Source organism: Erwinia mallotivora, assembly GCF_000590885.1.
Lineage (GTDB): Bacteria > Pseudomonadota > Gammaproteobacteria > Enterobacterales > Enterobacteriaceae > Erwinia > Erwinia mallotivora.
This window is the reverse complement of the sequence record NZ_JFHN01000044.1, coordinates 29,426-41,756: the sequence shown is the minus strand read 5'-3', so window position 1 is coordinate 41,756 and position 12,331 is coordinate 29,426. Positions and strand designations below refer to the sequence as shown.

Genomic DNA, 12,331 nt, shown 5'->3' with positions numbered 1-12,331 from the left:
ATACGTTATATTTTTTGCACATTGCTGTGGCGCGTCCATTTTTTTCATGCAACTAAAAATGCTTTAATTATTTGAACTGAAATTTCTGTAACGCTGCGGTGAAATACCCTGGTCGGCCTGGTGGTTAATATGAAATTTCTTTTTTATTACCGGCTCCCCTGTGACTTTATCGACAAAAGCGATCTCTTCATTTCTGGCATTGTCACCGTGGGTAATATATGAAATTTTTTCCAAAAAATTTCCATATTTCATTACCTTAGAATTTAACCTGAAGTATTCCTTTGCACCGATCCCTTCTTTCATAAGTCGCTTGTGTGCATTCTGATTTTTTACTGAAATAATGTCTTCCGCCATGGGAAGGTATTTTGTATCAGTCATTGCCAGCCTGAAAGCAGCCTTGCTACTGTTAAATAAATGGGCGCATAAATAATTCGCTATTTTCATAAAATCTCCTGTTTATCGAGTTTGTAAGCAATTTTTTATGAAAATTAACTTTGATAAAAAACGGCGAGGAAAGATATCAAAAACCGATAAAACAGGCTGCCAGTCAGGAGGAATCTGAATTTTGCTATGCCGGACGGAATGACAAAACCGGGGTGAGATCGCTGGGTAAACTCAGAGAGCGTAGTGCTGTATGACGGCCTGACTGCACGAATCAGAATGGCAGCATGGCTTAAATGACTGCTGATTTTTACGATGAATACAGGCGCGGCTGCGCCCGTATCCAGTACAGATTATTCGAGGATAGCCGCAAGGCTGGCAGGAATGCCGGGACGGCCATTGGTCAGACAGGTAGCGGTAAAGGTTGCTTCGGCATACACCACATCGTTAACCAGAATCTGCTGGAAAAAATTCACCCGGCTGCGTTTTTCGTTTTTTACCGGCTGACAGGTCACCACCAGCTCGTCACCTGCCTTCAGGCTTTTTTTGAAGCTGAGGGTATACTCCAGCAGCATATGAATACGCCCCTGTTTAAATTCCTCTTCAAGATCCAGTCCCAGCGCTTCAGCCATATAAGCATGGCGTGCCCATTCCAGATAGAACGGGTAGTAAAGGCCATCGACCACGCCCTGAAAATCAACGTGGTTTGGGTCGACGGTGTAGTGTTTGCAAAACATAGTTCCTGTCCCTCAGGCTGGTTTTCTTGTCATTCTGACTCCGGGCAGTGCCCGGAGTCCTCACGTACTGCCTGTACGCTGCGGTTCCTGCGCGCTGTCCGTATACACTGACTGCGTCCGGATGCGATTAATTCGTGGTGGAAAGCGCACAACTGGCAGCGTCCAGCTGCTTAACCAGATAATGCTGGCGATGATGCTGCGGCATCTGCTCCAGCGTCATTTGCAGCCGGTAGCCCTGCTTCTCGTAGAACTCCCGCGCCTGAAAACTGAAGGTATCGACACAAACGCGCTGACAGCCACGTACGATAGCTTCCTGCTCGGCGGCCTGCAACAGCCTGGCCCCATGACCGGTTCTGCGCAGCGCTTCATCGACCCACAAAAAATGAATATGCATCCAGTTCCCCCAGGTGACGGCGAGCAGGCCGGCGATTTTGTTGCCCTCAGCGTCATTGAGAAAAACGGCGATATCTTTTATCTGTCCAACATCAACATGTTGTGCATTGAACGCCATCAGTTTCTGGCGGATTTGATTAACATCGTCAGGGTGGGGTGTGGCGGTCATTATCATATTCATTGGCCATGTTCCTTACACAATATGCTGTGGTTTGACCCGGCATGTTTCAGGCTCTCTGCCCGACTCATTCAGCATATAGGTGGTGTACGGCAGACAAAAGTTCCCGCTATTCCGCTTCCAGCTCGATCACCTCATCGGTTATCTGATCGTCCAGCTCACGCAGCACCCGATAAACCTGCGCCACCGCCTGCAACGTATGACGGGGGATCATCTGGCCTTCCTCAGAACGATAAAGCGTTCGTGCCAGCCAGATAAAGCGGATCACCGGGATATTGGCTTTCTGCGCCCTGGCGATCAGCGCTTTGGCATCCCCATCCTCGCCTTTACAGATAATGCGCGGCAGCGGCGTCAGCTCCGGACGGTAATAGAGCGCCACCGCATAGTGGGTGGGGTTGACCAGCAGCAGGTCAGCCTCCTCGACCGGTTTGCTTTTCACCGGGGCCGCCGGGGCGTTCAGCAACTCATGCGCTACCGCATGACGGTGGCCTTTCATATGCGGATCGCCCTCGGACTGTTTGTGCTCGTCACGAATATCCTGATGGCTCATCCGCTGCTGCTTGAGGAAAAAATATTTTTGCAGACCAAAGTCCAGCATGGTCAGCACCAGCAGCGTCATCAGCGTCTGGCGTGACACGCGGGTCAGCATCACCTCTACCGCAGGCCAGAAGCTGTCCAGATCGCCGTAAGCCAGCCGGGAAAGGGATTCGAGATCCGGCGTCAGCACCAGATAGAAAATGGTACAGATGGCGGCTGCTTTAAGGATGCTGTTCAGCATATCGGTGAGTTTTTTCACCGAAAACATCTGCTTGAACTGATTGATTGGGTTGAGACGGTTGAAATCGGGCTTCAGCGCTTCCGGGGCAAACAGGGGGCCGTACTGCACCCAGCCGCCGATAATACGCAGCAGCGCTGCCACCGCCACCGTCAGGCCACAAAAGGTGGCAACCAGCACCAGCGCGCTGCCGACCACTTCATTCAGCGCCAGCTCAAAAGGCTGATTAAGGCGGGCAAGCGGCAACATCATCAGTGCCTGGAGCTTCTGCATCCCGACGTCATCCAGCGCCAGCACCGTTTCCACCACCCCGGCGCAAATCAGCAGTTTGGGCACGTCCTGACTTTGCGGAACCTGACCTTTGCGACGCGCATCCTGAAGCTTTTTCGCCGTGGGTTTTTCCGTTTTTTCCGACATGCTAATGACCTCCCAGCAGCAGTGGCATCATCTTGCTCAGATCGGGCAGCAGTTCCAGACGTCCCTCTCCCAGCGCATTCAGCGTGGGGATATACAGCACAAAAAACAGCAGGCCGACCAGGCATTTCGCCGGAACGGACAGCACAAACGCCTGCAACTGCGGGCTGTAGAGGCTGAGGATGGCGATACTGAAATCGAGCATCAGCAGCAGCGCCACCAGCGGGCCGGCGTAAATGATGATATGGCTGAAGGTGTCGGCCAGCAGGCTCAGATACTGCTCAAATCCCTGTTGATGCGGCAACGGCAACCACTGCATCACCGGCCAGATACGGTAGCTGTCCCAGATTATCTGGGTGACGCCGCTTAAACCCGCGCCAAGGATCAGCAGCAAAATCAGCGTCTGTTGCAGCAGCAGGCCGAGCGGGGTGACATCGCTGCCCAGCGCCGGGTTGAGCTGGCCGCCAATCAGGGCACCACGCTGGTTATCGAACAGTGCCCCCACCGACTGAAACAGCCAGAAGGGCATCCCGATAATCAGCCCCAGCAGGATACCAATCACCACCTCTTTCAGGATCAACGCGATCAGCTGCGGCCAGTCAGGCATCTGCACCGCCAGCTGCGCCTGTAAACCCAGCGCCGGAACCAGCGCCAGCGCCAGCACCACGCCGGTGCGCACCATGCCTTTCAGAATATTGAATGAAAATACCGGAACCAGAATCAGACAGGGGTAGATGCGCGCGGTGCCCAGCGTCAGGGCAAACAGGTATTGATAGAGGGTGTGGATGGCATCGTTAGCCATGGCTATGCCCCGGTCTGTGGGATCATGGCGAAGGCCTGCTGGGCCAGTTCAAGCAGCTCAACGCCGATCCAGCGGCCGCTCAGCGCCAGCGCGATACCCACGGCCACCAGCTTAATGGCAAAGGGCAGGGTCTGATCCTGCAACTGCATCACCGCCTGTAACAATGACACCAGCACCCCGACAATCACCGCCACCAGCAGCGGCGGAGCGGAGAGCAGTACCACCAGCAGCATCGCCTGTTTGAACAGATTCAGTATTTCCATGCTTGCCTCAGAGGTAACTGTAAAATAAGCCGTCCAGCAGGCGGGTCCAGCCATTAATCAACACAAACAGCAGCATCTTCAGCGGCAGCGACAGGGTCATCGGGGCCACCATCTGCATACCCAGAGCCAGCAGTACGTTAGAGACAATCAGGTCGATAACGATAAACGGGATATAGATCAGGAACCCGATTTTAAATCCGGCCTGCAATTCCGACAGCACGAAGGCCGGGATCACCAGCAGCAGATTGTCTTTGCTGACGTTGTCCGACATCTCTTTTGGCCACATCCGCACGCTGTTTTCCTGCAAATGGATCAGGATGTCCGGGTCGGTATTGTGGGTCATAAATTTCTGCAGCGGGGCCACCCCGTTGGTGACGCTGGTTTTCAGGTTATCCATACTGGATAAATCGGCGGGAGCCTGGCTGAACTGATGCTGCATCTGGTTAAATACCGGGGCCATCACAAACAGCGTTGCCGCCAGCGCAATGCCATACAGCGCCATGTTCGGCGGCACCTGCTGCACACCGATCGCATTGCGGGTGATCAACAGCACCATCGAGATTTTCAAAAAGCAGGTGCAGACGATCATCAGCATCGGGATCAGTGACAATGCCCCAAGGAACAGGGCAAAGGTCATCGGATCGAACTGTTCGGTATTCATCCGGCCTCCTGCTGCGAGGTCAGCAGCAGCCGGGTCAGTTGTAATCCAAGATGGCCTTCCACATCCACCAGCTCACCGTGTGCGATCAGCGTATCGCCGTGGTACAGACCGGCCTCGCCGGGCGTCACATTATCAAGCGTCAGTACGCTGCCTGCCTGTAACTGTTGCAGTTCGCCCAGCGTCAGTCGGGTACGGCCACAGCGCACTTCCAGCGACAGCGGCAGCGAGGCCAGCTGCGTATTCTCATCGGTGGTAAGCGTTTCAGGCTGGGACACAGCGTCAAATTCATCAGCAGCATAAGGATCCAAGGCGGTACTCTCCATATGAGTAAGCAAAAAGTGGTGAGGCAACTGCAATTCGCCGTGTAACTGCTGCCCGGCGAGGATCAGGCTGCCCTGACCGTCCGGGGTGAAATAGCTGACCGGAGGAACCAGCACATCGCCTGCGCTCAACGCCTGCAACTGCGGCGTGTGCAGGGTAATGCGCCCCAGAACCAGCGGCTGGCTGTAAACCAGCGTATCTGGCAGCGTGCTGTGGCTCTTCTGCCAGCCGGGTTGCTTCAGCCAGTGTGCCAGCCCTGAATGGCTTAGCTGTAGCGGGCACTCTGCATGACGCTCACCCAGCCGGACATGGAGTCTGGCGCATAATTCATGCTGTTCCTGCACGTCACTTACTGTTATGTCGCCAAATAAGCGCGCCAGTTCCGGACTGAGGTACTGATTAAATAATATTGTCTGCCATTCATCCTCAGCGCAGAGGCCGTGCAGGGCGCTGAAAGGCGACAGCGACAGCAGATTAAGCACCGGTGTGGCGTCTGCCAGCGAAAAGTGGCCCAGCGCACAGCGCCAGTGGCTGAAGGTTGCCGGGGATGATGCCTCGCCCGGCAGCAGATACAGCTCACCGGCTTCGTCACCGAGAGTGAAAGGAAAGCAGTGCGCGCGTGCCAGCAGGTTCTGTGAGCGGACCGCCGTGCGGGTAAGACGGGGAAAATGCAGCCGGGTGACCTCACTCATTATGCGCTTCCCTGCTCAATTTTCAGCCGTACCGGGGCGTTAAGCGACTGGCTTAACTGACGGCGACAGAGGATTTCCCGGCGCTGCCACTGACGCCAGACCTGCGGCGAAAAACGCAGTGAAATCTCCCAGCCCGCCGGTTGACCACGGGCCAGCGTGACATCGACTTCACCGGCCTCCGGCAACAGCAGCGTAAAGGCGCAATCCTCGTCGGCATTGTTGGCGATGCGCTCGTGCAACTCCTCGTGCAGTTGCTGCCAGTCCGGCGAAGGGGCTTCATCCTGCACCGTCTGGTGCTCAGGCATAAATTCGGTGGTGCTGGCAAAAAACAGCGAACCCAGCGCGCTCAGCGACTCTCTGCTTTCCTGCTGACGCAGGCGGGTTGCCGGGATACGCTCGCGATAGCGCTCATCCGGCTGAGCCTGGCGCTGAGGGGATGGCACCCGGTCCGGGTATCCCGTTGTATTGGTATTCTTCACGCGTCCTCCAGGTGTTCCGATAAATATTCCAGCTTCTCTACCGCTTTTTGCTGTTCACGCGTCCATTCTGTCGCCTGTTCCAGCGCATAAGCGGCCTGCTGACAGCTCTGTTCTGCCTGCTGACACTGCTGCTGCTGCTGACCCACCGCCTGTAAGGCGCTCAGCTCATTGTTGACATGGCGGGTCAGTTTTTCCCTTGAGGATTGCTGCTGTTGCAGGCGTTCGCGTTGCAACTGATAGTGCTGCTGGTCCTGCACCAGCTGTTCTTCTTCTGCCTGCTGCTGTGCCTGCGCCTCGGCCAGCAGCGTCTGATGCTGGCGCTGCTGGCGTTGCGCACGACTCAGACGCTGGCGGCGGATGGGCATCAGCACATTCAGCGCCTGTTGCAGGCTTTCCAGCTGGCTGTCCTGTTGTTCCAGCTCATCTTCAATCAGGGGCATGGGCGCTGACCTCGGCAAGTTGACTGAGAATATGTTCTAACGGGTCGGGGGCGCGCATTGACTGGCGCAGATAGTGATTAATCACGTCGTTAGCATTGACGGCGGCATCGGTCAGGATGTCGTTGCCCGGCTGATACTCTCCCAGGCGGATCAGCATCTCCACCTGCTTATAGGCCGCCATCAGGCTGCGAATACGTCCGGCCTGCATCATATGCTCGCGGTCCACCACGTTGCTCATGGTACGGCTGAGGCTGGCAAGGATATCAATGGCGGGGTAGTGGTTACGTTCAGCCAGGCGGCGGCTGAGCACGATATGGCCGTCAATCAGCGAGCGGACTTCATCAGCCACCGGATCGTTCATCGAGTCCTGCTCAATCAGCACCGAATAGAGCGCGGTAATGGCCCCCTGGCGGGTCTGTCCCGCCCGCTCCACCAGCCGTGGCAGCAGGGTGTAAACCGACGGGGGCAGCCCGCCACGTCCCGGCGGCTCGCCAAGAGCAAGGCCAATCTCGCGCTGGGCACGGGCAAAACGGGTCAGGGAGTCGACAATCAGCAGCACGCTTTTGCCTTCGGCACGAAACGCTTCGGCAATCGCCGTGGCGGTAAACGCGGCTCTGGCGCGCTCCATACTGCTGCGGTCAGAGGTGGCGCACAGCAGCACGGTGCGGCTGCGCAGCTCGTCATCCAGCTCGTGATCGAGAAATTCGCGCAGTTCACGACCACGTTCGCCAATCAGCCCGAAAACGATGGCATCGCACGGCGTGTTACGCGCCAGCTCTGCCAGCAGGGTGGTTTTACCACAGCCCGCCCCGGCGAAAATGCCTACCCGCTGCCCCGTACCGATAGTCAGCAGCCCGTCAATGGCACGCAGCCCGGTCGGCAGCGGGGTGTCAATGCGTGGGCGTTCGGTGGGCGGCGGGGCATCGTTCAGCACCGGTACTGAACGGACCGTGCTGCCCGGCTCGGCAAATGCGCTGCATCCGCCTGGCTCCAGCGCCCGACCAAAGCCATCCAACACGCTGCCCAGCAGCTGGTCGCTGACGCAGATACTGTGCGGCAGATAGAGCGGAATTATGATCGCCCCCTGAGAAATACCGTCCAGCGCGCCCAGCGCCGACAGCAGAATTTTCTGCGGGCTGAAACCAACAATTTCAGAGAGGACGCTGCCGCCGTCGCTGCGCAGGATGCGGCACAGATCGCCAATGCGCGCATCGGGCAGGCTGCATTCGATCAGGATCCCGCTGATGCCGGTCACCCGACCGTAGCGCCTGACCGGCGCATAGCGGCCAAGGCGCTGCTGCTGCTGCTCTTCCCACTGCGCCAGCTGCTGGCGTAGCGCGCTCATTACCACCTCACCCTGATGTTTTCGCGTCCGGCAAATTCAATGCTGTCGCTGTTAATCGCCACCAGGCGCAGCTGGTCAACTTCATCGCCAATAAATATGCGCTGGCCGCCGTCGGTGACGATATTGGCGTGTGTGCCGCTGGTGATCTGCACGATGTTAAACGGCAGTTTTGCGCTGACGGTGCTGGCCTTGTTATGGATGGCCAGGCGTACATCATAGTGGTGATAGAAGGTGCGCATCATGCGTTGCAGACGCTGATTATCGTCGTCGGAGAGGTTGCCGCTTAACGTCAGGCTGTTGTTGTCCGAAGCAACAGCAACCTGTTTTTCCAGCCCGCGATCCAGCAGCATACTGTTGATGATCTGCCGCGTGCGTCCCACGCTGTTCAGCTGGGGTTTACCCGGCGCCGGCGGCGCAGAAGGCGAGGCCACGCTGGCGTTCAGCAGCCAGCTTCCCAGCATCATCACCAGCAGCAGGATCAGCACCGCATAAATCACTTTTGCCCAGAACGGCAGCGGCTCTTTCTCCTGCATCACCACCGCCGGGGCGCTCTCCGCAGCGGCGGTTACCGCCGGTTCAGCCATCACCGTGGCTTCTTCTGCCGGTTGCGGCTCACTGGCTTCTTCCGGCCACGGCGTGGCGGCGCTGACGATGCTCAGCCAGATATGGCCGATGGCGAAAGCCGTCCCCGGTTGCAGATTGCTCAGTTCTTCACACCGCTGGCCTTCATTGTCGTTCAGCGGTCCCTCCAGTGCCTTTACCACCCAGCCTTGCACGGTTTTAAGAAGCTGGCAGTGGCGATCTTTGATCCCCGGGTCGTACAGGGCCAGATCGGCATCCTCTGCGGCACCTATCCACCATTGTTCGCCACTCAGGGGCAACGCTGCACCGCGATGCAGCCCGGTCAGTACGCGTAATTCATGCATGAGTCATTTTCCTGGAGGTCTGGCGGTGACTGTTGTAAATCGAGCCGTCCCAGCACATTGATGGCAACATTACTGGTTAATTCCGCAAAGGACAGGACCGGCACGGCGTGGAACTCATCTTTCAGCAGCGCGCGCAGCGGGCTGCGTAAATCCTGGGCGACAAGGATCAGCGCCTGATTATTGTCATAAGCCGGGAAGGCCTGGCGCATCTGATGCAGCAGGCTGATGCCGTAATCCTGGGCCAGCGAGAAGAAGGTTTCGCTCTGGGCCTGGCGCAGGGAGTCACGCAGCAGCTCTTCGGTTTCCGGGGTCAGCAGCCAGACATCCAGCCCGTTGGGTTGCAGATACTGGTGGCAGATATGTTCTTTCAGCGCGATACGCACGAAATCGGTCAGCGCAGCGCTGTCACGCTCATGCTGGCCGTGCTCGATCAGCGTTTCTGCAATGGTTCGCACGGAACGCAATGGCATGCGTTCGGAGGCCAGCCGTTGCAGTACGGCGGCAAAACGCGACAGCGGCATAATACGTTGCAGCTCCTGCGCCAGCTCCGGCTGCTCGCTCTCCAGCCAGTTGAGGATCGATTTGCTCTCCTGCAAGCCGATAAACTGCGATCCGCTCTGATGAATCGCCTGCTCCATGCGCAGCATAATCAGGTCGCTGGCGTTCCACATCCGCTGGTCATCCTGTTGCAGCAGCGGATGGTCAGGCGGCAGCCAGCACCAGTGCGTTTCATCGCGCTCCGCCACGCCCTGCATCATAGGATGCTCAGCACCGTCAGCCTGTTCACTGAGCCAGGCGTCAAAGCTGTTTTTTCTTACCGCCAGATGTTCAACGGCGAAGGTGGCGGTGACCAGCGGGATTTCATAAACGCAGAAGCGGAATTCGTCATCAGCCAGCATCGGCGAGAATTCAATGTCGAAGCTGGGCAGGGTAAAGCCAAAGTGGTAAACCAGCCGGTTACGCAGCCGACGGATATTCTGGATCAGTGCCGTGGACGCTTCACTGTTCTGATGGCCCTGACTGAACTGCAACAGATAGGCGCGGGTCGGGTTAAAGCGACGCAAATCCTGATGGCCGTTCTCCTCCGGGGCCAGCTGCTGCGCCTGGCGCTGGTTCGCCTCCTGCTGGGTGGTTTCCTGTTTAGTGCGCCACAGCTGAAACAGGCCGCTGCCGAGCGCCACGATACTGATAACGATAAAGACTGCGGTGGGCATACCGGGCAGCAGGGCAAAGCCCAGCATCCCGGCGGCAGACATAATCCAGGCTTTCGGCTGGCTGGTCAGCTGCTCGGCAATTTCGCGACCAATGTTGGCATCCACCTGCTGACCGTCAGCCGACACGCGGGTGATGATCATCCCGGCGGTCAGTGAGATAAGCAGCGCCGGGATCTGGGCGATCAGGCCGTCACCGATGGTCAGTACCGAGTAGATATGCATCGCCGCGCTGGCGTCCATGCCATTTTGCAGCACGCCGATAGCGAAGCCGCCGATCATATTGATAAACACAATCACCAGCCCGGCAATCGCATCCCCTTTGACAAACTTCATGGCGCCATCCATCGCACCAAACAGCTGGCTCTCTTTTGCCAGGTTTTCCCTGCGCTGACGCGCCTGATGCGCTTCAATCAGTCCTGCACGCAGGTCACTGTCAATCGACATCTGTTTGCCCGGCATCGCATCAAGGGTAAAACGCGCGGCCACTTCTGCCACACGCTCCGAACCCTTGGTGATCACCAGAAAGTTCACCACGGTCAGGATTAAAAAGATAACCAGACCGACCGCCAGATTGCCGCCAACCACGAAATTACCAAAGGCTTCAACAATATGACCGGCATCCTGTTGCAGCAGAATCTGTCGGGTGGTGGAGATCGACAGCGCCAGGCGGAACATGGTGGTTAACAGCAGCACCGACGGAAACGTCGAGAAGGCCAGCGGTTTCGGCAGATACATCGCCAGCACGATCAGCAGCGAGGAAATGCAGATATTCAGCGCGATCAGCACGTCGATCAGGCCGGTAGGCAGCGGGATAATCATCATGAAGACAATCGACATGACAATGGTGGCACCCACGACTTCCGAGCGCTGCATCGCACTGATGGCGAGACGGTTCAGCCAGACAAACAGAGAACTCATTTATAACGCCGCCCTGGGTTGTGACAGAGTGGCGCGCGGCTCATGTGCAGCGTATTCGCTGATCACCGTGCGCAGCAGATTTAACGCCATCTGGCGGTTTTTACTTTTATCATCCCGCCACAGTCCCAGCGGCAGGTGGTAGACCAGCGGCACCAGCCCGCTAAGAAACAGCACCTGGTGATGGGGTTGCTGACCAGCCACATCGCGCGAGAGGTTTTGCAGGTCGCGCAGGTAAGCACCGTTGCCGCTCAGATTCAGCAGGCGGCGGGTCAGCTCCAACGGGCTGAAGTTGACGTCCGGCAGCTTGCCGCCCAGCCGCTTGAGCAAAATTTTGCTGGCGGTCAGCGTCTGGCTGATATTGCCCGCGTCCTGAAGGCTGGCGAGGATTTTTTGCAGCGCGAGTCGTGGGATGGAAGAACTGCGCGCGGCAAGATCGTCCGACAAGGCGCGCTGTAAGGTGCGTAATCCCTGATTAAAGTGCACGCTGCCAAAGCTGTTCAGCAGCGCATCCAGCATCGCGTTACCTGATTGCAGGTGGACAATGGTTTGATAGTAGAGCTGGCGCATGGCCTGTTTCTGGGTTGGATCGGTACTGAAACTGGCAATGGCGCTGGCGGTATTCAGCCCGGCGCTGACTTCGGCGCCTTTTTCCTTATGCAGCATCTCCAGACTCTGTACTGCGCTGCTGGCCAGTTCGGTGTTTTGCGCCCGCTGCGCCTGGACCAGGGTGTGACGTAACACCACGTCACAGCGCACAGGGTCATGGCCTGCGGCTTCCAGCAGCTCATCCAGATGCGGAGAGGGCGAGCGTTGCAACAGGGTCTGCATCTTCTGATTCAGGGTTTCCAGCTGGGCATGTTGCGGGTGCTCCAGCAGCTTCATCAGCTCGTCTAACTTCTCAATGCGTTCAATATGTTGCATTGCCCGGCTACCCGGCTGCGCCACCACTTTCCGCTGATTCAACGCCTTACTTTTCCGCTCAACGTGTTCCGCGAAGGTCATCGAGACTTCTTCCATCGAGTCTTCCAGCGGAGAGGTGGGCATACGTGATGATGCACCCGCCGATGAGGGCGCAATACTGACCGGCGGCAGAACATCATCCACCACGCTGGCGGCTACCGGCAGCGTCGGTTGAATGCCGGGTATAACGGGAGCAATTTTCATCCTGGCGAACCTCAAATATGAGAGCTGTTGCAAGTGTGTGGCGTGATTGGCGCTGCGGTTCCCTGATGATTTTGCCTTCTTAAAAAGTCCAAATCGGGCTTTGCAAAGAGTTGCAAATTCCCCCCGACACCCCTGGCAAGAAATTGCCAGAAAATGACAGGGTGAAAAAAAATAATTCAATAATTTCAATTGATTATAAATTATTTTTCGCCTGGCACAGGCCTTGCT

At 57.0% G+C, this 12,331-nt stretch carries 14 protein-coding genes; all 14 read right to left on the bottom strand.

Annotation, left to right across the window (positions count from 1 at the left end):
- Positions 1-63 precede the first annotated feature (63 nt).
- The 14 genes from BG55_RS08685 to sctW all read right to left on the bottom strand — a co-directional run bounded on the left by BG55_RS08685 (position 64) and on the right by sctW (position 12,103).
- Positions 64-444 (bottom strand): hypothetical protein, encoded by a 381-nt coding sequence (locus tag BG55_RS08685; protein WP_052018760.1) that lies wholly within the window; start codon positions 442-444, stop codon positions 64-66.
- A 290-nt stretch (positions 445-734) separates the two neighbouring features.
- Complete coding sequence (locus tag BG55_RS08680) at positions 735-1,118, bottom strand: acyl-CoA thioesterase (protein WP_034936568.1); 384 nt, start codon at positions 1,116-1,118, stop codon at positions 735-737.
- A 127-nt stretch (positions 1,119-1,245) separates the two neighbouring features.
- The gene (locus tag BG55_RS08675) at positions 1,246-1,692 is read right to left on the bottom strand and encodes a GNAT family N-acetyltransferase (RefSeq protein WP_034936565.1); all 447 of its coding nucleotides are present in this window, start codon (positions 1,690-1,692) and stop codon (positions 1,246-1,248) included.
- 106 nt (positions 1,693-1,798) lie between these two features.
- Complete coding sequence (sctU, locus tag BG55_RS08670) at positions 1,799-2,881, bottom strand: type III secretion system export apparatus subunit SctU (RefSeq protein WP_034936564.1); 1,083 nt, start codon at positions 2,879-2,881, stop codon at positions 1,799-1,801.
- Between the two features lies 1 nt (position 2,882).
- Positions 2,883-3,680, bottom strand: coding sequence for a type III secretion system export apparatus subunit SctT (sctT, locus tag BG55_RS08665; protein WP_034936562.1), 798 nt, complete (start codon positions 3,678-3,680; stop codon positions 2,883-2,885).
- A gap of 2 nt (positions 3,681-3,682) precedes the next feature.
- Entirely contained in the window at positions 3,683-3,943 is a 261-nt protein-coding gene (gene sctS, locus BG55_RS08660) for a type III secretion system export apparatus subunit SctS (RefSeq protein ID WP_031590837.1), read from the bottom strand.
- 7 nt (positions 3,944-3,950) lie between these two features.
- Positions 3,951-4,604, bottom strand: a complete 654-nt coding sequence (sctR, locus tag BG55_RS08655; RefSeq protein WP_034936559.1) for a type III secretion system export apparatus subunit SctR — start codon at positions 4,602-4,604, stop codon at positions 3,951-3,953.
- Positions 4,601-5,617, bottom strand: coding sequence for a type III secretion system cytoplasmic ring protein SctQ (sctQ, locus tag BG55_RS08650; protein WP_034936557.1), 1,017 nt, complete (start codon positions 5,615-5,617; stop codon positions 4,601-4,603). The genes sctR and sctQ overlap by 4 nt, the downstream gene beginning before the upstream one ends.
- A complete protein-coding gene (locus BG55_RS08645) occupies positions 5,617-6,096 on the bottom strand; it encodes a type III secretion system HrpP C-terminal domain-containing protein (RefSeq protein WP_034936554.1) in 480 nt (159 codons plus the stop codon). Before BG55_RS08645 ends, sctQ begins: the two co-directional genes overlap by 1 nt.
- Positions 6,093-6,536 carry a hypothetical protein gene (locus tag BG55_RS08640; RefSeq protein WP_034936551.1) on the bottom strand — a complete coding sequence of 148 codons (444 nt, stop codon included), beginning with the start codon at positions 6,534-6,536 and terminating at the stop codon, positions 6,093-6,095. The genes BG55_RS08645 and BG55_RS08640 overlap by 4 nt, the downstream gene beginning before the upstream one ends.
- Positions 6,523-7,887: a type III secretion system ATPase SctN gene (gene sctN, locus BG55_RS08635; protein WP_084276254.1), complete on the bottom strand. Its 1,365-nt coding sequence runs from the start codon at positions 7,885-7,887 to the stop codon at positions 6,523-6,525. The genes BG55_RS08640 and sctN overlap by 14 nt, the downstream gene beginning before the upstream one ends.
- Positions 7,881-8,807, bottom strand: a complete 927-nt coding sequence (gene sctD / locus BG55_RS08630; protein WP_034936546.1) for a type III secretion system inner membrane ring subunit SctD — start codon at positions 8,805-8,807, stop codon at positions 7,881-7,883. Before sctD ends, sctN begins: the two co-directional genes overlap by 7 nt.
- Positions 8,786-10,939 carry a type III secretion system export apparatus subunit SctV gene (sctV, locus tag BG55_RS08625; protein ID WP_034936543.1) on the bottom strand — a complete coding sequence of 718 codons (2,154 nt, stop codon included), beginning with the start codon at positions 10,937-10,939 and terminating at the stop codon, positions 8,786-8,788. Before sctV ends, sctD begins: the two co-directional genes overlap by 22 nt.
- Positions 10,940-12,103, bottom strand: coding sequence for a type III secretion system gatekeeper subunit SctW (gene sctW / locus BG55_RS08620; protein WP_034936539.1), 1,164 nt, complete (start codon positions 12,101-12,103; stop codon positions 10,940-10,942).
- Positions 12,104-12,331: the final 228 nt, after the last annotated feature.

Excerpts from the sequence above, each read along its gene's own strand:
- sctS (WP_031590837.1), bottom strand. The coding sequence starts at position 3,943 with ATGGAAATACTGAATCTGTTCAAACAGGCGATGCTGCTGGTGGTACTG.
- BG55_RS08680 (WP_034936568.1), bottom strand. The coding sequence starts at position 1,118 with ATGTTTTGCAAACACTACACCGTCGACCCAAACCACGTTGATTTTCAG.
- sctD (WP_034936546.1), bottom strand. The coding sequence starts at position 8,807 with ATGCATGAATTACGCGTACTGACCGGGCTGCATCGCGGTGCAGCGTTG.
- BG55_RS08685 (WP_052018760.1), bottom strand. The coding sequence starts at position 444 with ATGAAAATAGCGAATTATTTATGCGCCCATTTATTTAACAGTAGCAAG.
- sctR (WP_034936559.1), bottom strand. The coding sequence starts at position 4,604 with ATGAATACCGAACAGTTCGATCCGATGACCTTTGCCCTGTTCCTTGGG.
- BG55_RS08640 (WP_034936551.1), bottom strand. The coding sequence starts at position 6,536 with ATGCCCCTGATTGAAGATGAGCTGGAACAACAGGACAGCCAGCTGGAA.
- sctW (WP_034936539.1), bottom strand. The coding sequence starts at position 12,103 with ATGAAAATTGCTCCCGTTATACCCGGCATTCAACCGACGCTGCCGGTA.
- sctV (WP_034936543.1), bottom strand. The coding sequence starts at position 10,939 with ATGAGTTCTCTGTTTGTCTGGCTGAACCGTCTCGCCATCAGTGCGATG.
- sctQ (WP_034936557.1), bottom strand. The coding sequence starts at position 5,617 with ATGAGTGAGGTCACCCGGCTGCATTTTCCCCGTCTTACCCGCACGGCG.
- sctT (WP_034936562.1), bottom strand. The coding sequence starts at position 3,680 with ATGGCTAACGATGCCATCCACACCCTCTATCAATACCTGTTTGCCCTG.
- BG55_RS08675 (WP_034936565.1), bottom strand. The coding sequence starts at position 1,692 with ATGAATATGATAATGACCGCCACACCCCACCCTGACGATGTTAATCAA.
- sctU (WP_034936564.1), bottom strand. The coding sequence starts at position 2,881 with ATGTCGGAAAAAACGGAAAAACCCACGGCGAAAAAGCTTCAGGATGCG.